This window comes from Streptomyces sp. DSM 42067 (genome assembly GCF_055792885.1).
This window is the reverse complement of record NZ_CM147706.1, coordinates 2274863-2294478: the sequence shown is the minus strand read 5'-3', so window position 1 is coordinate 2294478 and position 19616 is coordinate 2274863. Positions and strand designations below refer to the sequence as shown.

General features: G+C 70.9%; 13 protein-coding genes and 1 pseudogene. 12 read left to right on the top strand and 2 right to left on the bottom strand.

The window, feature by feature from the left end; all coding sequences use genetic code 11:
- Positions 1-505: 505 nt before the first annotated feature.
- The 5 genes from ACSMXV_RS10795 to ACSMXV_RS10775 all read left to right on the top strand — a co-directional run bounded on the left by ACSMXV_RS10795 (position 506) and on the right by ACSMXV_RS10775 (position 5188).
- Positions 506-1111 carry a transglycosylase family protein gene (locus ACSMXV_RS10795; protein ID WP_473177444.1) on the top strand — a complete coding sequence of 202 codons (606 nt, stop codon included), beginning with the start codon at positions 506-508 and terminating at the stop codon, positions 1109-1111.
- 257 nt (positions 1112-1368) lie between these two features.
- Positions 1369-2640: a glycosyltransferase family 4 protein gene (locus tag ACSMXV_RS10790; protein WP_473177443.1), complete on the top strand. Its 1272-nt coding sequence runs from the start codon at positions 1369-1371 to the stop codon at positions 2638-2640.
- A 49-nt stretch (positions 2641-2689) separates the two neighbouring features.
- Positions 2690-3556, top strand: a complete 867-nt coding sequence (locus tag ACSMXV_RS10785; protein ID WP_473177442.1) for a hypothetical protein — start codon at positions 2690-2692, stop codon at positions 3554-3556.
- Between the two features lie 49 nt (positions 3557-3605).
- Positions 3606-4664 carry a helix-turn-helix transcriptional regulator gene (locus ACSMXV_RS10780; RefSeq protein WP_473177441.1) on the top strand — a complete coding sequence of 353 codons (1059 nt, stop codon included), beginning with the start codon at positions 3606-3608 and terminating at the stop codon, positions 4662-4664.
- Positions 4665-4972: 308 nt separating this feature from the next.
- Positions 4973-5188: an I78 family peptidase inhibitor gene (locus ACSMXV_RS10775; protein WP_181660896.1), complete on the top strand. Its 216-nt coding sequence runs from the start codon at positions 4973-4975 to the stop codon at positions 5186-5188.
- A 123-nt stretch (positions 5189-5311) separates the two neighbouring features.
- Here ACSMXV_RS10775 and ACSMXV_RS10770 read toward each other — a convergent pair whose 3' ends face one another.
- The gene (locus tag ACSMXV_RS10770) at positions 5312-6325 is read right to left on the bottom strand and encodes a phosphatase PAP2 family protein (RefSeq protein ID WP_473177440.1); all 1014 of its coding nucleotides are present in this window, start codon (positions 6323-6325) and stop codon (positions 5312-5314) included.
- 608 nt (positions 6326-6933) lie between these two features.
- Here ACSMXV_RS10770 and ACSMXV_RS10765 point away from each other — a divergent pair.
- On the top strand, positions 6934-8769 hold the full coding sequence (locus tag ACSMXV_RS10765; RefSeq protein WP_473177439.1) for an MFS transporter: 1836 nt from the start codon (positions 6934-6936) through the stop codon (positions 8767-8769).
- A gap of 408 nt (positions 8770-9177) precedes the next feature.
- Here ACSMXV_RS10765 and ACSMXV_RS10760 read toward each other — a convergent pair whose 3' ends face one another.
- A complete protein-coding gene (locus ACSMXV_RS10760; protein ID WP_473177438.1) occupies positions 9178-9624 on the bottom strand; it encodes a cell division protein SepF in 447 nt (148 codons plus the stop codon).
- Between the two features lie 348 nt (positions 9625-9972).
- Between ACSMXV_RS10760 and ACSMXV_RS10755 the strand changes: the two are divergent.
- From ACSMXV_RS10755 to ACSMXV_RS10730, 6 genes and pseudogenes are all read left to right on the top strand, one after another.
- Positions 9973-11080, top strand: a pseudogene (locus tag ACSMXV_RS10755) (hypothetical protein).
- Between the two features lie 96 nt (positions 11081-11176).
- A complete protein-coding gene (locus ACSMXV_RS10750) occupies positions 11177-12007 on the top strand; it encodes a DUF1684 domain-containing protein (protein ID WP_473177437.1) in 831 nt (276 codons plus the stop codon).
- 361 nt (positions 12008-12368) lie between these two features.
- On the top strand, positions 12369-13271 hold the full coding sequence (locus ACSMXV_RS10745; RefSeq protein WP_473177436.1) for a S1 family peptidase: 903 nt from the start codon (positions 12369-12371) through the stop codon (positions 13269-13271).
- Positions 13272-13746: 475 nt separating this feature from the next.
- Positions 13747-14829 carry a S1 family peptidase gene (locus tag ACSMXV_RS10740; protein ID WP_473177435.1) on the top strand — a complete coding sequence of 361 codons (1083 nt, stop codon included), beginning with the start codon at positions 13747-13749 and terminating at the stop codon, positions 14827-14829.
- Positions 14830-15066: 237 nt separating this feature from the next.
- The gene (locus ACSMXV_RS10735) at positions 15067-18624 is read left to right on the top strand and encodes a DNA polymerase III subunit alpha (RefSeq protein ID WP_473177434.1); all 3558 of its coding nucleotides are present in this window, start codon (positions 15067-15069) and stop codon (positions 18622-18624) included.
- Entirely contained in the window at positions 18621-19595 is a 975-nt protein-coding gene (locus tag ACSMXV_RS10730; RefSeq protein WP_473177433.1) for a DNA polymerase Y family protein, read from the top strand. Before ACSMXV_RS10735 ends, ACSMXV_RS10730 begins: the two co-directional genes overlap by 4 nt.
- Positions 19596-19616: the final 21 nt, after the last annotated feature.

The following is a 19616-nucleotide window of genomic DNA, read 5'->3' as shown; positions in this document are numbered from 1 at the left end:
GACACCGGGCGCTTCCCGGCTTGAGCCGGGCGGTTCCCGGCTCATGAATGAACAACGGACGATCTGTGGCCGGAGTCACGCCCGGATGTGAACGGAATCGAACCATCCGAAGCGCAGCGTGATGTCGTGCCCGGAATCGGTCACTCCATGCCAACTCTCGAAAGATGCAAGGGAGTTGGGCCGGTGAAGTGAGTCACAGATCCTCGTGGGGTGAGGTCGACAAATCCGGAAATCGGCGAATGAAGTGGGTGGCCGAAAATCGTCGATACCGCTGGTAATGGGCAACTGACCTCGAAAGACAAGGAGTTGGTTGATGTCGGGGCGAACAGCTGCCTAGATTCCTCCGCCGTGTGCATCGAGCACCGCTCGGGTACGTCCGCCGGCCGCACCAGCCAGATCGCAAGCCGGCCGTCGGCGGACGGGGTGGAGCGGCACAGCCCGGCGCCGTATGCGCTGGGCGGCCGAACCGCCTTGGGGGAGCCCGGGTCCGTAGAGAGGGATCTCTATGTCCGCACGTCCCGAGTCCACTCGTACGACGGCAGTTCTCGTCGGGGCCGCCCTGCTCGCCCCGCTGGGACTGCTCGCCGCCGCCACGGGCACCGCCCAGGCAGCGGACAGCGGAGTGTGGGACCGCATCGCGCAGTGCGAGAGCGGCGGGAACTGGCACATCAACACCGGCAACGGTTACTACGGCGGACTGCAGTTCTCCGCCGGCACGTGGCGCGCGTACGGAGGTACGGCCTATGCGGCCACCGCCGACAAGGCCTCCAAGGCGCAGCAGATCGCTGTCGCCACGAAGGTCCAGCGCGCACAGGGATGGGGTGCCTGGCCCACCTGCTCGGCGCGCGCCGGGGCGTCCGGAAGCGCTCCCGCGGCGTCGGCCACCACCGAGGCAGCCCCCTCGAAGCAGCCGTCGGAGGCGCCGGTTCGCTCGTCGGGTCACACGGACCGGGGCTCCGCGCGTGCGGACTACACCGTCAAGCGCGGCGACACCCTGAGCTCCATCGCCGCGAAGCACGGTACGTCCTGGCGTGCGGTCTACGCCGCCAACAAGGCGGTCATCGGAGACGACCCGAACCTGATCGTGCCGGGGCAGCGGCTCGACCTCTGACCCTCCTGGTGCGGATGCACGCGCGCGTGGCCCCGTCTGGTGCTCCGGCCCGACGGGGCCATGCGGCGTTCAGCTGCGCTCCACCTGCACGTATGCCCGAAGTCGCCGAATGGTTCCCCGATACCGCTTTCGATGGCGCAACTGTTCGGGCACAAGATGATGATGATGCCCAACCCACGCACCATGCCCCGGGTCTAACCCTGCGGTAGGCGGACGAGACGGGACTGTCCGCGAGGAAGCGTGGGATACGGGGCCGTATGCATATCTCTTTCCTGATTCACAACGCCTACGGAATCGGAGGGACGATCCGGACGACGTACAACCTCGCGGGCGCCCTCGCCCAGCAGCACGATGTGGAGATCGTCTCGGTCTTCCGCCACCGCGACGAGCCGGTCTTCACGCCCGCGGAGGGAGTCCGTGTCCACCACCTCGTCGACGTTCGTGAGGACGCCCCGGGGTACGAGGGCGACGACCCCGAGCATGCGCGTCCGGCGCGCACCTTCCCGCGCGCGGAGGGCCGCTACGAGCAGTACAGCGCCCTGACCGACCGGCGTATCGCCGGGCATCTCGCCGCGGTCGAGTCCGATGTGGTGGTCGGCACCCGGCCCGGGCTCAATGTGCATCTCGCCCTGGAGACCAGGCCCGGCCCCGTGCGGGTGGGTCAGGAACACCTCACGCTCGACAGCCACTCGAAGGCACTGCGCGCGCGACTGCGTGGGGTGTATCCGCGACTCGACGCGCTGACGACGACCACGGAGGCGGACGCGGGGGCGTACCGCCGCAAGATGCGGCTGCCCGGAGTGCGCATCCAGGCCCTGCCGAACCCCGTGCCGGAACCCGGTATAGAGCCAGCGGACGGCTCGCACAAGTGGGTCGTCGCAGCCGGCCGACTCGCCCCGGTGAAGCGTTACGACCTGCTGATCAGAGCGTTCGACAAGGTACGCGACCAGCGGCCCGACTGGCGCCTGAGGATCTATGGCGGCGGCAAGGAGAAGGAGGCACTGCGGGCCCTGATAGACGAACTCGGCCTCTACAACCACGTCTATCTGATGGGTCCCGCCAGCCCCATCGAGCCGGAGTGGGCCAAGGGCTCCATCGCCGCCGTCACCTCCAGCCTGGAGTCCTTCGGCATGACCATCGTCGAGGCGATGCGCTGCGGCCTGCCCGTGGTCTCCACGAACTGCCCGCACGGGCCCGGCGAGATCATCGTCAACGGAGTCGACGGACGGCTCGTCGAGGTCGGCAATGTCGACGCCATCGCCGGTGGCTTACTCGAACTGATCAACAACGACGAACTGCGGCAGCAGATGGGCCACGCCGCCCTCGAGGACTCGCAGCGCTTCGACCCGGCCCGGATCGCCGAGCGGTACGAAGCGATGTTCTCCGCGCTCGTCGCACGCGGCGGCGGCGCCGGCGGGGCGGGCCGGATGCGCGGCTCGCTGCATCGTGCCCGTGGAGCGCTGCTCGGGGGTGCGTACGTCGTTCGGGACGCCGGACGCGCAGCGCTGAAGAAGAGGCGTACGGCATGAGCGGCACGGCCCGGACCACCACTCCGGCACCGAAGAGAGGGCACGTCGTATGACCACCCTGGCACCCAACCCCGCTGGGGACCGGCACTCCGAAGCGGACCAGGTCGCGCCGCCCCGCGTCGACTGCCAGGCCGACTCCGCGGGTGGACTGACCTTCGACATCAGCGACCCGGGCACGCCCGGCCCGGTGCATCTGGTGCTGCGCCGCCGGGACTCCGGTCATCCCGCCGACGAGGTACGGCTGCCGCTGACCCCGGCGGCGGACGGCCGGCTGCGGGCCGCGCTGCCCAGCAGCGTCCGGCTGGCGGAGGGGCGGTGGGACGTCTACGCCCAGCAGGCGGGCGAGGAGCCGCAGCGTCTGGCGCCCGGCGTCAACGATCTGCGCTCGCTGGTCGACCGCGCCCCGGACAGCACCGGCGAACAGATCGCCGTGCGCATCCCCTACGCGACCAAGCACGGCAACCTCACCGTGCGCAGCTGGCTGCGCTCCCCGCACGCCGAAGCGGGCGAGATCCTCATCAGCGAGGCGTCGATCGACATCCGGGGCCGCGTCTACGGCACCCCACTTACCCCGGACGCCTACGCCGAGGCGGTCCCGCGCACCGAGCAGGACCGTGTCCAGCGGTCCCAAGTCACCGTCGCGGGCAGGGACTTCACCGTCATCCTTCACTACGGGCTGCTGACCGGGACCGGCCCCGGCCGGTGGAACCTGTGGCTGCGCCCGGCCGGTGAGAGCGGGCCGCGCGTACGGATCGCGCGACTGCTGGACGATGTGCCGGACAAGAAGGCGATCTTCACCTACCCGTTCATGCGCATGGAGACGGAGTACGGACCGGTCGAGACCGGCCCGTACTACACCCTGGACAACGATCTGTCGGTGCACGTGCGGGCGGCCGGGCCGGGCAAGGACGGCTGAGAGCCCTTGCGGACAGTGGTTGTCCGCATGGGCTGGCAGACTCGGACGCATGCTGGAGACTTCGGCTCGACTGCTGCGTCTGCTCTCCCTCCTGCAGACCCACCGCGAATGGTCCGGTGCGGACCTGGCCGATCGTCTCGGTGTCACGCCCCGCACCGTCCGGCGGGACGTGGACCGGCTGCGCGAACTCGGCTATCCCGTCAACGCGAGCCGCGGCACCGGCGGCGGCTACCAGCTCGGCGCGGGCGCGGAACTGCCGCCGCTGCTGCTTGACGACGACGAGGCCGTGGCCGTCGCGGTGGGCCTGCGCACCGCCGCCGGTCACGGCATCGAGGGCATCGGCGAGACCTCGGTACGCGCCCTGGCCAAGCTCGAACAGGTGCTGCCCAGCCGGCTGCGCCGCCGCGTCGGCGCGCTGAACGCCTTCACGGTGCCCATGCTGCGCGGCCCGGGAACCTCCGCCGTGGACCCCTCCCTCCTCACTGAACTGGCGGCGGTCTGCCGGGACTCCGAGCGGCTGCGCTTCGAGTACCGCGACCACGGCGGCTCCTCGTCCCGGCGCACCGTCGAACCGCTCCGGCTGGTGTGCACCGAGCGGCTCTGGTACCTGGTGGCCTGGGACCTGGACCGCGACGACTGGCGTACGTTCCGCGTCGATCGCATCACGCCCAAGCCGCCCCACGGACCGCGCTTCGAGCCGCGCACCCCGCCCGCCGCGGACCTCGCCGCCTATGTCTCCCAGGGCATCTCCACACGCGCGTACGCCACGCAAGCCGTCATCAGACTGCTCGTACCGGTCGAGGAGGCCAGGCTCCGGATCTCACCGACGGCCGGGGTGCTGGAGGCCGAGAGCGAAGGCACCTGCCTGCTGCGCACCGGGGCCGCGAGCCTCGACGTGATGGTGATCCACGTGGCGTTGCTGGGCTTCGATTTCGAGGTCGTCGAACCGGCCGAACTCACCGATCACATCAGGACGCTCCGTGACCGCCTCGACCGGGCTCTGGAGCGGCCCGGCTCTCCCGCCGGGTCGCCGAGTACAGGCAGCGTGACGAAGTTGTGCTGGGGCATGCCCTCCGCGCCCAGCCAGTCCAGAACGGATTCCCCGTGAGCGGTCAAATGCTCGTGAAGAGCACCTGACACGGAAAGGGAACGGGCCGCTGGCTTGCTCTCGGCGTCTTTTCCTGTGGCCTATTTCCGTCAGTGCCAAGAGGCCCCGGGGTTATCCCGACGGGAAGCCCGGAGACGGGCCTTGAGTAACGCGGATTCCGCCGCTGCGGGTAACGGAGTTCACGGTGATACCCGTAGTGATCCTGTGACAGAAGTGTGACAGGAGAGGAATGAGTGACGCCTGGTCACTTATGAGAGTGATCCTGAACGGCCTTTCGCCTGCGCGTCGGGCCGCCTAACGTGGCGGGCATGGCACCCATTCCCACTCCACCCGCAGAGCCCAAGGACAGCCCCGACTCGTATGTGGGCCTCGACGCCGAGTCCGCAGAGCGGCACGCCCGCGCGCGCGGCTGGTCCACGGTCAGGTCACTGCCGCCGGGCGCGATCATCACCATGGAGTACCGCGCGGGACGTCTCAATTTCGAGGTCACCAACGGCACGGTGACGCGCTGCTGGAAGGGCTGAGCCCCACTACCGCCGACATGGCGAAGGCCCCGGCACCTGCCTGAAAAGGCGGGAGCCGGGGCCTTCGTGGTGCGGGGAGCGGGTGTGCGTACCAGGACTCCGCCGCTGTCGGTCAGTTGCCCGTCAACGGGCGGCCGAACTCGCGCCGCGCGTCGGCCGGTCCGGGTGGGGCGGGCGTCGGCTGCCCACCGGAGTGACCGGAGTGCGCTCCGACCGTGCCGAGTGCGGTCCCGGCGCCAGGTGGACCGGGCCGCGCTGGGCGCCGACACGCGGGGAAGCGACCGGGTCGCGCACCGGCGTCGTCTCCTCGTCCGGCTGGGGACGCTGCGAGACCGGCTCCGGGGCGCCGACCGGGGCAGGTACGGGCGCCGTGCCGGCCCGACGGCTGCGCCAGGTGTCCCGCAGGCCGAAGATCCAGGCCTCGGCCCGGTTGATCAGCGGTTCGAACCAGGGCAGCGCCAGCAGGATCAGCAGACCCGCGGCCCAGCCGAGCAGGACGTCGCTCAGCCAGTGCGTACCGAGGTAGACGGTGGTCAGTCCGACGCCGAGAGCGATCACGGCGGAGAGGGCGGACAGCCAGCGCCTGGCCCGCGGCGTCGATGCCATGTAGGCGAGAATGCCCCAGGTCACGACGGCATTCGCGGTGTGGCCTGACGGAAATATATCGCCGCCGCGCCACATCTCGTTCGAGCCGATCGTGGTCGCGTAGTGCGGGCCGAGTCTGCCCATACCGAGTTTGGCGGCACCCACGGTCACATTGAGCAGCAGCAGCGATGCGCCGAGCGTCAGCAGCGGACGCAGCGTGTGCTGCCGCCAGGAGCGCCAGCCCAGCCAGGCGGCGACCATGACGGCGGTCGGGCCGCGCTGGCCCAGGACCACGTAGTAGTCGAGGAAGGCGTGGATCTCCGGCCACTGCTGGTACGGGCGGAAGAACATGACCTGCCAGTCGAACCGGACCAGCCACGAAGTGGTGACCACGGCCCACACGATGGCGGCGTAGAAGGCCAGAGTGAGCCCGAACAGCACGACCCGGTGCCGGCTCATATGCGGCATGTCGAGATGGGCCGGCCGTTCCGGCTCCCGGTCCAGCCGGGCGAAGACCCGGTCCACGCGGGTCAGGTTTTGTTCGGTACGCACCCAATCGACGTTACAGCGAGTGAGGTGCCGACCTGGTCGAATCCTCGCTTTTGTGATGACGATGTGATGTGGGATTGCTCTCAACGAGGGCTTTATTCAGTGCATTTGGGGAATCCGTCCGGCGTTTCTCCCGCAATTCCCTCAAGGACTGTGCTGGGGCAGTTTTATGACGGGCCGAATTCTGTTCACCGGGTGCTGGCGGGGAATTTCCCCGGCGCTCACCGGGTGTGCGAGCGTTCGGAGGGGCGTCAGCGGCCCCCGACCGCGTACGCGCAGCACGCGCGGCGGACCCCTGCCCGCGTGGCGCGGATCCGGGCCGGCGAGAGGGCGGAGCAAGATCGAGTCATCAACCCGATTATCGAGGACTCGGGGAACCAGGCCGCCCCTGGGGGCGTGGTGCACAGACAGAGGAGTGGCGTACGCCACACGCCGTCGTGTACATCCATGAGAGGTCCGCCACGTGCCATCGGTGGGATCTCGCGTACTCTGGCGGCTCACTCGTGTTGTGTAGCCGGGGCCCGGGAGCCGCTCCTCCGGTGCCGACGCTGCGGGATCCGTCCCCCACCCCCGCAGGCCCGCCGAGCGCGAGGGAACATTGGAGGTACGCCATGTCCGGGACGACCACGGCCGCTGCGCGCGGTCCCGCGGGCGCCCCCCGACATCACCACCGGGCGCAGGACACCAACCGCTGGCTTGTCCTCGTCGTCCTCTGCGTCAGCCTGCTGCTGGTCGCCGTCGACGCGACCGTGCTGCATGTCGCGGTCCCGGCCGTGACCGAGGACCTGAGACCCGGTGCCATAGAGCTGCTCTGGATAGTCGACATCTATCCGCTCGTCTGCGCCTCGCTGCTGATCCTCTTCGGCACGCTCGGTGACCGTATCGGCCGCAGACGCGTCCTGCTCCTCGGGTACGCGCTGTTCGGCGTGGCCTCCGCGGCGGCAGCGTTCGCCCACACCCCGGAGATCCTCATAGCGGCCCGCGCGCTGCTCGGCGTCGGCGGCGCCATGATCATGCCGGCCACGCTGTCGATCCTCCGACAGGTCTTCCCCGACCGTCGCGAGCGCGCCCTCGCGATCGGCATCTGGAGCGCGGTGGCAGCCGTGGGCGCCGCTGTAGGACCGCTGCTCGGCGGCTTCCTCCTCGAGCACTTCTGGTGGGGCTCGGTCTTCCTCGTCAACATCCCGCTGATGCTGGTCAGCCTGCCCGTCGGCCGCTGGCTGCTGCCGGAGTCCACCGGCGACGGCAAGGGACCATGGGACGTGGCGGGCGCGCTGATGGCGGCGGTCGGTCTCTTCGGCGTCGTGCTCGGTGTGAAGCGCGCGGGCGGCGGCGAGCCGCTGGTCAGCCCGATGACCGTGCTGCCGCTGCTGGTGGGTGCCGCACTGCTCGTCGGCTTCGTCCGCAGACAGCGGCGGCGGACGCAGCCGCTCGTCGATCTGAAGATGTTCGCCCGGCCCGCGTTCTCCACCTCCGTCGGCTGCATCGTCCTCGCGATGCTCGCCCTGGTCGGACTCGAGCTGATCGCCGCGCAGTATCTGCAGCTCGTCCTCGGACTCTCACCCCTGGAGACGGGACTGCGGCTGCTGCCGCTCACCGTCGCCGCGATGGCCGCGGGCCTCGCGGGCTCGAAGATGCTGCACCGCTTCGGGCCGCGCCGGATGGTCTGCTTCGGCTTCGGCCTCACCGCGGCAGCCGTCATCACCCTCACCGCGATGGGCGGCCACGACAACCCCGGGCTGCTGCTGGCAGGATTCGTCCTGCTCGGCTTCGGCCTGGAGACGACGCTGTTCGGTGCCTACGAGTCCATGCTCAGTGAGGCACCGCAGGAGCAGGCGGGCGGGGCGGCCGCGATCGGCGAGACGTCGTACCAGCTGGGCGCCGGGATCGGCATAGCGCTGCTGGGCAGCGTGATGAACGCCGCGTATGCGCCCGGGCTCTCCGCGGTGCCGGGCGTCCCGGCCGCGGCGAGCAACGCCGCGAGCCACTCGCTCGGCGAGGCGTACGAGGTGTCCGGCCACCTCGGCGGCACCGCGGGCCCGGCCCTGCGCGAGGCGGCCCGCACCGCGTTCGTACACGGTCTTCATGTGACGCTGCTGGTCAGCGCGGGTCTGCTGCTCCTCGGTGCGCTGATGGCGCTGCGGCTGCCGCGGGTCATGGAGTGCGGGGAGCCCCCGGCGGTCACTGAGGGGAACCCCGCGGAGGTTCCGACGGCGCGGGATGCGGCGCGTCGCGATACGGCGCCTTCGGCGGTGGCGCCTGGTGGTGCGCCGCGCCGGAATGCGACGCCGGGTGGTTCGACGCCCCGTCATGCGGCCCCCCATCATGCAGAGGCCCACCACGCGGTGTCCCATGACGCGGCGCCTCGCGACAGGGCGCTCCGGAATGTGCAGTCGCCGCAGGACACGGCCAGGGCCGGACGGATCGGCGCGGAAGCCGCGGGCTGACGGACGCCTGAATTTCCTGGGGGCACGCCCAGCGTTAGCTGGGGGAGTCGGCCGGGGGAGTTTGAGGACGAGCCCGAAGGGCGATGCGGGATACGCACTCGGCTCTGGGCCGGTGACCGGCGGGTGCGCCACCTGCCGCTGGCAGGCGGGCGCCACCTGGGGCGGGGCCACGCCGGAACGTACGTCCTCGGTCTGGGCGCCGAGCCCTTGTGGTTGACGGAGCCGAACGATTGCGCCGGCCTCCCCCAGTGCCTTGAGGGCCTGGGAGGTACCGCCAGCGGGCGCACATCCCGGCACGTTCTCTTCGGCATGTACGCGACTGCTGGCCGGTGGCCGGTTGTGCTGCGGCCGTTGCGAGGTGTACGTCGAGGCCGGGCCGAAGGCAAGGCACGCCAGGCGTGCCTTGCCTCAGCTCTGGTTGAAGAAACCATCCTCCGGGCGGCCCGCCGCCTCGCTGACGATCTGCGTGTGCGCGGGGGTGAGCAGGAAGACGCGATGTGCGACGCGGTCGATCGAGCCGCGCAGGCCGAAGATCAGCCCGGCCGCGAAGTCCACGATGCGCTTGGCGTCGCCGGGCTCCATGGCCGTGAGGTTGACGATGACCGGGACGCCCTCCCGGAACAGCTCGCCGATGGTACGGGCGTCACGGAAGCTGTCCGGCGTGATCGTGCCGATCCGGCGGCCCTTCTCCTCGGCCTCCTCCGTCGCCACCTTCACGCGAGGATCGGTCACCCAGACGTCTCCGGGCTCGTGGCCCTCGGCCGAGTCGTCGTCATAGCCGTCGTAGTAACGCTCGTCGTTGTTGTTGTCGTCGACGAGGCCAAGCCAGGCACTCGCCTTGCGCACCGATCCCATGGACGCCTCCTCTCACAGCGGTCTTTCTGTGTGCCGCACCCCTATGGTCGTCCATGATGCTGACTGTGCGCCAAGGGGATAGTCGCCGCGCGGGTTTTTCGTGACGGTTCTGGTGCACAGCAAACCCGTTGGTGACCTTGATTCCCAAGGGTCTTGCTGTGTAAGGCTGCTGACTGAGAGTGAAATAATATTCTTCTCGGCGTATGGGTGACGGTCGGAGCGTCCGGGTGAACGGCGCTTTCGGTAGGCTGCGGCGACTCAGCTCGTACGGCTCACGGGGGGACCGTCGTGTTCGGCATAGTCAGGCCCTGCGCACATCGTCTCGGTGAGGGACTGAAGACCCAGTGGATGGCGCATCTGTGCGGGCTGTGTCTCGCGCTGCGCGGCGACCACGGGCAGCTCGCGAGAGTCGTCACAAACTACGACGGTCTGCTCATCTCGGTCCTGACGGAGGCTCAGGCCGAGCGCACCACGGGATGGCGGCGAACGGCCGGCCCGTGTCCTTCCCCAAGCTCTTAAGGAGCAGGGGAGACCCCAACCGCGGCATGCGTACCGCCTCCGTCGCGCAGGGGACGGGCTGTTGGCGCGGAAGCCGATGGCGGCCGCTGCGCAGCGCGTCGCCGCGAACTTGGGGGCGGGCCGGGCAGCGCACCGGCGCCGAGGTCGGCTTCGACACGGCGGTCCTCGTCGACGCCGTCGACCGGCAGACCGGGATCGAGGCTCTCGCAGGGCCCGGCACACCCTTGTCGACGGTCACCGAACCGACCGAGACCGCGACTGCTGCGGCCTTCGCGCACACCGCCGTTCTCGCCGGCCGGCCGGGCAACGCAGAGCCGCTCGCCGAGGCCGGCCGGCTCTTCGGCCGGCTCGCCCATCTGCTGGACGCCGTCGAGGACAGGGAAGCTGACGCGGCGTCGGGTGCCTGGAACCCTCCCCCAGAGCTGAACGCCTGGGGGGACCCCCATCCGCCACCGGCACGGATCTCGCCGAGGCGCGCCGCCTCGCCGACGACGCCCTGCACGGCATACGGCTCGCCCTGCGTGAAGTCGACTTCACGGATGGCAGGCTGGCGCATGTGCTGCTCGCCCATGAGCTGCGACTCTCCGTGGACCGGGCCTTCGGTACGAGCAGCTGCTCGCACCAGGCGGAGGCGTACGGGCCACCACCCGGCGGACCGTACGCCCCCAGTGGGCCGGGCGGCCCGCCGCTTCCTCCCGAGCCCCCGCACCGCAACCGGCGCGGCCTGATCACCGGGTGCCTGGTGTGGGCGGGTCTGGCCTGCACGTGCCAGACGTGCTGCGGAACGTACGAGGATCCCTGGACCAGGGAACGCAAGGACGGGCTCTGCACCCAGTGCGACGGCAACTGCAGCGGATGCGGCGACTGCTGCAACTGTTGTGACTGCTGCGGCAACTGCTGTGACCGCTGCGACTGCGACTGCGGGTGCGACTGCTGAGACTGCTGGTGCGACTGCTGACGTCGGCCCGGCGCGACGTCGCGGTCGATTCACGGCTGCACGCACCCGCAGTAAAGGGCTGAAAACATGTCGGACATGAGTACTGACGCACAGCAGGAGTTCGCGCCGGACGCCGCCGACGCGGCTCTGCGGGACTGGAAGCTCTGGCGCGACCGGCGCACGGAGTCCGTGACGGCGCCCTACGGGCCGCTCTCACTCACCGGCACGTACTGGCTCGCGGGCCATGCGGAAGGTCGAATTCCGGCCATCGCCGGGCACTGGGCCGAATCCCCGCAGGGCGACGCGGTCGTCCTGACAGCGACCGAGGGTGACGGCCTCACCCTCGACGGAGAGCCTTTCGTCGGAGAGGTACGGCTCACCGCGGACGGCGGTCCCGCGGCCGACGCGAGGGTCGGGCTGGGCGAACGCCGGCTCGTCGTGATCGCGCGCGAAGGGCTGTGGGCCGTACGCGACTTCGACCCCGGCGCACAGGCGCGGCGTGACTTCCACGGCATCGAGGTCACCGAGTACGACGAGCGCTGGTCCGTGCCGGGGCACTTCACCCCGTACGGGGAGAGCCGCACCGTCCTGGTGACGAACGCCGACGGGCGGCGGCGCGGCCTGGGGCTCGGCGGGATCCTGGCCTTCGACCTCGACGGACAGGGCCACACCCTCCAGGTGGCGGTCGAGGAGGACGGCTCGCTGTGGGCGGTGTTCTCCGACTCCACCAGCGGTCGCGGAAGCTACCGCTTCCGGTTCCTGCGGCCGGCGGCCCCCGACCCCGACGGTCGTACGACCGTGGACTTCAACCGGTCGCTGCTGCCGCCCTGCGCCTTCGCCGACCACTTCGTCTGCCCCTTCCCTCCGCCCGGCAACGCGCTGGATGCCGCGATCGAAGCGGGGGAGCGGCGGCTCGCCGGCGGCTGAAGGGCGTGCTTCCGGCCGTGTGGAACCCGGTCGGGTGACGCCCAATCAGGCAGGGTCACTCCTTCGAGCGAAACTCGATCGGGCGGGAACCCTTTCGGCCGCCCGTACGTCAGAACCGTTGCCGATGACCAAGCCCCGGTGGCCTGTTGCAGGAACGCAGAGCTACCGGGGCCGGTTGGCGTGTATGCGCAGACGGCCGAAAGGCGCCCTTGTGCCAGGCAGTCCTCGCGCCGAATACTCCCGAGCAGCGCTTGTCAGGGGCACGGCTTATCCGGAATCCGGAGCAGCCGGGCTCTTTGGCTGCGCCTCACGGGCCCCGACCCCACAGGGGCCCCCGACTTCCCCTCGGGAGGAACGACCAGTGAGGATCAAGCGCACCACCCCCCGCAGCGGTATTGCGAGACGGACGCGGCTGATCGCCGTGGCCACCGGACTCGTGGCCGTGGCAGGCTTCGCCGTACCCACCGCGAACGCGGGCGAAGTCCAGACCTACAGCGCGTCCCAGCTCACCAAGGCGGGCGACTCGGTGCTCAAGGCCGATGTGCCGGGCACCGCCTGGGCGGTCGACCAGAAGACGAAGCGTCTTGTCGTCACGGTCGACAGCACGGTCTCCCAGACAGAGATCGCGAAGATCAAGGAGACGGCGGGCAGCACCGCCGGCGCCATCCAGATCAAGCGCACCCCGGGCAAGTTCAACAAGCTGATCTCCGGCGGCGACGCCATCTATGCGAGTAGCTGGCGCTGCTCCCTCGGCTTCAACGTGCGCAGCGGCAGCACCTACTACTTCCTGACAGCCGGTCACTGCACCGACGGCGCGGGCACCTGGTGGTCCAACTCCGGCCGTACGACGGTCCTCGGCTCGACCGCCGGATCCAGCTTCCCGGGCAACGACTACGGCATCGTGCGGTACACCAACACCTCGGTGACCAAGTCGGGCACCGTCGGCAGCGTGGACATCACCAGTGCCGCCACCCCGAGCGTCGGCACGACCGTCTACCGCCGCGGCTCCACCACCGGCACCCACAGCGGCCGCGTCACCGCCCTCAACGCGACCGTCAACTACGGCGGCGGCGACATCGTCTACGGCATGATCCAGACCACGGTCTGCGCCGAGCCCGGCGACTCCGGCGGCCCGCTCTACTCGAACAGCGGCATCGCCTACGGCCTGACCTCCGGCGGCAGTGGCAACTGCTCCTCCGGCGGCACGACCTTCTTCCAGCCCGTCACCGAGGCACTGAGCGCATACGGAGTCAGCGTCTACTGACCCGCGCACCGGCTACACGTAACGACACGCACGCGCGCGTACCACACGCACCACCCGGAAGACCTGCAGCCAGCAGCAGGAGAGCCCCCGCACGGAACTGCCGTGCGGGGGCTCGCCCTTGTTCGTACCGCGGCGTCACGGCGAACAGCGGAATCCGGACAGGACTAGTCCTCACACGCTGCCCACCCGACGCTTGCACGGGGTGTTTGCACCGGGAACCGACGCGGCGCGGTGGTGCCGCGATCAGCGGCGCTCCCGGCATACGGGCGGCGCTCAACGCGCGTGGACCGCAGGGCCCTTGCTGCGCGCGCGTCCAGAAGTCGACCTTGTGTGTTACCCGAAGGCCTCGGAATAGTGGGCGTCACGATTGGCATGGACGCGGCTTTTTGGTGTCTGCCGGGTCCATGCCCGTACGCCTTCCGGTCCCGCGCGTCCCCACAGCAACCGGGACCGACCCCCCACAGGAGGACGTGAGTTGAAGCACCGACGCATACCCAGGCGGCGTGCCGCCGTGGCAGGTGCGGGCATCGCCGCACTGGTCGCCGCGGGCGTCACCTTCCAGACCGCGAACGCGAGCACGGACACCCCCACTCTCACCCCGGAAACCCTCTCGGTGGCGACGGCCGGAAAGCTCGCCTCGTCGCTCACCGAGGAGCTCGGCGCCGACGCGGCGGGCACGTACTACGACGCGAAGGCCAAGCACCTCGTCGTGAACGTCCTCGACGAGGACGCGGCGGGGACCGCCGAGGCGGCCGGCGCCGTGGCGAGAATCGTCCAGAACTCCCTGGCCGAGCTGAAGAGCGCCCGGACCACGCTGAAGGACAAGGCGACCATTCCCGGCACCGCCTGGGCGGTCGACCCGGCGTCCAACAAGGTCGTCGTCACGGCGGACCGCACGGTCGAGGGCGCGGAGCTGGACAAGCTGACCGAGGTCGTCGAGAGCCTGGGCGGCACGGCCGAACTCAAGCGCACCAAGGGCGAGTTCAAGCCCTTCATCGCCGGCGGCGACGCGATCACCGGTGGCGGTGGCCGCTGCTCGCTCGGCTTCAACGTGGTCAAGGGCGGGGAGCCGTACTTCCTGACCGCCGGGCACTGCACCGAGTCGATCTCCACCTGGTCGGACTCGGACGGCAATGTGATCGGTGAGAACGAGGACTCCAGCTTCCCGGGCGACGACTACGGCCTGGTCAAGTACACCGCCGACGTCGACCACCCCAGCGAGGTCAACCTCTACGACGGCAGCGCGCAGCAGATCACCGGGGCGGGCGAGGCGACCGTCGGCATGCAGGTGACGCGCAGCGGCTCCACGACCCAGGTGCACGACGGCGAGGTCACGGGGCTCGACGCGACCGTGAACTACGGCAACGGCGACATCGTCAACGGGCTCATCCAGACCACGGTCTGCGCCGAGCCCGGCGACTCCGGCGGCTCGCTGTTCTCCGGCAGCACCGCGATCGGCCTCACCTCGGGCGGCAGCGGCGACTGCACCTCGGGCGGCGAGACGTTCTTCCAGCCGGTCACGGAGGCGCTGAACGCGTACGGGGCCGAGATCGGCTGACGGCGCGGACGGTCCCCCGCGAAGTCGTGAGGGTGCCGCGAAACGAGGGTCGGCCCGCCGTTGTGGCGGGTCGGCCTGTTTCGTCTGCCCGAGCGTCGCCTGCCGGGACGCGAACGCCTTCGCCTCGTCTGCACGGGCCGCGCCTGCCCGAGCCCGCGCGTCGCCTCGTACGTCTGTTCGAAAATGGTCTATGGTGGAGCTGGGGGTGGCGAGAGCAGGTGTGATCAGGAGGTGCGTGTGCCAGGGTTCACGCATCTGCACACCGTTTCGGGCTTCTCCGTGCGGTACGGAGCCTCGCACCCGGAGCGGCTGGCCGAGCGCGCCGCCGAGCGGGGGATGGACGCCCTCGCGCTCACCGACCGGGACACCGTGGCGGGCACGGTCCGCTTCGCCAAGGCGTGTGCGCGGGCCGGAGTGCGGCCGCTGTTCGGGGCGGAGCTGGCGGTCGCCGCGCCCGCACCGCGCCGGCAGGGGCGCGCTCACGCACGTACCCCCGTACGCGGAGGTGCCTTCATCGATGAGTCGACACCTCGTGTCACCTACCTCGCCCAGGACGGCGCCCGCGGGTGGGCCGCCCTGTGCAGCCTGATCACCGCCGCCCACAGCGCCGAGGGCCGCCGCATCCCCGAGGACCGCCCGGTCCTGCCGTGGCAGGAGAACCACGGCGAAGGGCTGACCGTGCTGCTCGGCCCCGCATCCGACGTGGGACTCGCGCTCGCCGCGGGCCGCCCGGACCGGGCCGCCGCACTGCTCGCCCCCTGGCGCGAGATCTACGGCGACGCGCTGCGCCTGGAAGCCGTCCACCACGGCCGGGAGGGTGCGGGCCCCGGCTCGCTCCGGCTCGCCGCCCGCACCGTCGGCTTCGCCGCCGAGCAGGGCATTCGCCCCGTGCTGAGCAACGACGTCCGCTATGCCGACCCGGGTCTCGGCCCGGTCGCCGACGTTCTCGACGCGGCCCGCCGCCTCGTCCCCATCGATCCCCGCAAGGAGCTGGACGGCGGCGAGCGCTGGCTCAAGGGCGCGGACGACATGCTGCGCGTCGCCGAGCGGATCGTCGATGCCGCGGGCTACCGCCGCGACACCGCGTACCGCCTGTTCGAACAGACGCAGGCCACCGCCGCCGAATGCCTCGTCGACCCCGAGGACGATCTCGGGATCGGCTCCGTCCACTTCCCCGAGCCGCATCTCGTCGGCGCCGGGCGGCGGAGCGCGCAGCGCGTGCTGGCGTCGCGTGCCGCGGCGGGCATGGTGCTGCGCGGCTACGATCGCCGCCCCGACGCCCGCGTGTACTGGGAGCGGATGCACCACGAGCTGGACATCATCGCCCACCACCACTTCGCCACGTACTTCCTCACGGTGGCCGGGGTCGTCGACGACATCCGGCGGATGGGTATCCGTGTTGCCGCGCGCGGCTCGGGCGCCGGGTCCCTCGTCAACCACCTGCTCGGTATCGCGCACGCCGACCCGGTGGAGCAGAACCTGCTGATGGAGCGCTTCCTGTCCAAGAAGCGGACCGCGCTGCCGGACATCGACATCGACGTGGAGTCCGCACGCCGGCTGGAGGTCTATCGCGCGATCATCGACCGGTTCGGCACCGAGCGGGTCGCGACCGTCGCCATGCCCGAGACCTACCGGGTGCGGCACGCCATCCGCGATGTGGGCGCCGCTCTGTCCATGGACCCGGCGGAGATCGACCGGATCGCCAAGTCCTTCCCGCACATCCGTGCGCGCGACGCCCGGGCGGCCATGGACGAGCTGCCCGAACTGCGTGAGGTGGCGGGGGAGCGGGAGCGGCATGGCCGCCTGTGGGAGCTGGTCGAGGCGCTGGACGCGCTGCCGCGCGGGGTCGCCATGCACCCGTGCGGGGTGCTGCTCTCGGACGCCTCCCTGCTCTCCCGTACGCCCACCATGCCCACCAGCGGCGAGGGCTTCCCGATGTCGCAGTTCGACAAGGACGACGTCGAGGACCTCGGGCTGCTCAAGCTCGACGTGCTGGGCGTGCGGATGCAGTCGGCGATGGCGCACGCGATCGCCGAGGTCGAGCGGGTCACGGGTGTCCATGTCGACATCGACGCCGTGCCCGAGGGTGATCCATCGACGTATCGACTCATCCGCTCCACCGAGACGCTGGGCTGCTTCCAGATCGAGTCGCCGGGCCAGCGCGATCTGATCGGGCGGCTGCAGCCGGAGACCTTCCACGACCTCGTCGTCGACATATCGCTCTTCCGGCCGGGCCCGGTCGCGGCCGACATGGTGCGGCCGTTCATCGCGGCACGGCACGGCCGGGCACCGGTCCGCTATCCGCACCCCGATCTGGAGGAGCCGCTCAAGGAGACCTACGGAGTCGTGGTCTTCCATGAGCAGATCATCGAGATCCTGCGCATCATGACCGGCTGCGGGCGCGACGAGGCGGACCAGGTGCGGCGTGGTCTCTCCGACCCCGAGTCGCAGGGGCGGATCCGCGCCTGGTTCGCGCAGGAGGCGGCGGCGAAGGGGTACGACGCCGAGACGATCGCCCGGACGTGGGAGATCGTCGAGGCCTTCGGCTCGTACGGCTTCTGCAAGGCGCATGCGGTCGCCTTCGCCGTTCCGACGTACCAGTCGGCGTGGCTGAAGGCCCATCATCCAGCCGCGTTCTACGCCGGGTTGCTCACCCATGACCCCGGGATGTACCCGAAGCGGCTGCTGCTCGCGGACGCGCGGCGGCAGGGGGTGCCGATCCTGCCGCTGGATGTGAACCGGTCCGGGGTCGATCATCGGATCGAACTGGTGTCTGGTTCTGGGGGTTCCCAGGGTCGTTCCGGGGGTTCCCAGGGTCCTCGTGACGGTGATGGCCGCGGCCGGTGGGGGCTCCGGCTCGCCCTCTCCGACGTACACGGCATCAGCAAGGCAGAGGCGCAGCGGATCGCCGACGGGCAGCCGTACTCCTCGCTGCTCGACTTCTGGGAGCGGGCCAGGCCCAGCAGGCCGGTCGCCCAGCGGCTCGCACAGGTAGGCGCGCTGGACGAGTTCGGCGCCAACCGCCGGGATCTGCAACTGCACCTGTCGGAGCTGCACCGCGGCGCACACGCGTCGGGCGCTCCTCAGCTGCCCCTCGCCGGCGGGCGGAAGACCGCCCCGGCCGGGCTGCCCGACCTGGGCGCCGCCGAGCGGCTCAGCGCCGAGCTCGGCGTCCTCGGCATGGACGCGTCGCGCCATCTCATGGGCGACTACCAGGAGTTCCTGGACGAGCTGGGCGTGGTGCCGGCGCGTCGGCTGCGGACGGCCAGGCACGGCGAAACGGTCCTGGTCGCGGGGGCGAAGGCGGCCACGCAGACGCCGCCGATCCGCTCCGGAAAACGGGTCATCTTCTCCACCCTCGACGACGGCACGGGCCTGGTCGACCTCGCCTTCTTCGACGACGCCCACGCCACGTGCGCGCACACGGTCTTCCACTCCTGGCTGCTGCTCGTACGCGGAGTGGTGCAGCGCCGCGGCCCCCGCAGCCTCAGCGTGGTCGGCTCCGCCGCCTGGAACCTCGCCGACCTGCTGGAACTGCGCCGCGAGGGCGGCCTCGACGCGGTGGCGCAGCGGCTGGCCGAGCCGGCGACGGCGGGGGCCCCGGCTACGGAGGGGCCCGGTGAGGGCGGCGGGGGAGAGGCGGAAGGCGACGGCCGTGAGGGCGGTGCGGACGGCCGTCGCATCCGTATGCCCACCGGATACGAGATGCATCCGTGGGCGGATCTGCGTCCGGCGGGTGAAGGCCCGGCGAGCGGGCGGAAGTTGTGGCACCAGAGTCCAGGGAGTGCGGGATGACCATCCTCTGTCTGCGTTTCCAGCTGCCCGCGGCGGGCGAGGCCGTCCTGCCGGGGCTCCTCACGCTGCTCGGAGAGTTCACCCCCGTCGTCGAGGCGGCCCCGCCCGATGCGGCACTCGCGGATCTGGGCGGAGCGGTGCGGTACTTCGGGCGCGACGCGGCCGAGCTGGCCGCGGTGATACGGGTGCGCGCGCTCGCCCTGTACGGCGTCGACTGTGCGATCGGGGCCGGTCCAGGGCCGATGCTGGCGCGGATGGCGGCACGCGACGCCGCGCCGGGCGTGACCCGGGTCGTGCCCGAACACCCGGACGCCATCGCCGAGTTCCTCGCCGGCAAGCCGGTCTCGGCGCTCCCCGGGGTCGGCGCCGCGACCGCCCGTACCCTCGGCTCGTACGGGCTCGACACCATCGGCAGGCTCGCCGCCGCACCCCTGTCCACCGTGCAGCGGCTCGTCGGGGCCCGCGCCGGGCGGGAGCTGCACGAGAAGGCACACGGCATCGATCGGAGCCGCGTCGTCCCCAACGCGGCTGCGCGCTCGCTGGCCTCCGAACGGACCTTCCCGCGCGACGAGCTGGACCCGTTCCAGCACCGGCGCGCCCTTCTCTCGATCACCGAGGAGCTGGGCGCCCGGCTGCGCGCCGACGAACAGGTGTGCCGGGTACTGGCCCTCACCGTGCGCTACGCGGACCGCTCGACGACCACGCGCAGCCGGACGCTCCCCGAGCCCACCGCCCACTCGTCCTCGCTCACCGACGCGGCGTACCGGATGTACGAGGCGCTCGGCCTGCAGCGGGCCCGGGTGCGCGCCGTCGCCCTGCGCGCCGAGGGCCTGGGCCCGGCCGAAGGCACCGCCCACCAGCTCAGCTTCGACCCGGCGGACGAGAAGGCCCGCCGTCTGGAGGAGGCGGCGGACCGGGCCCGCGCCCGGTTCGGCCCCGGGGCGGTCAGGCCGGGGACGCTGGCGGCGTAGGGCGTCAGTGCGCCTGGGGGG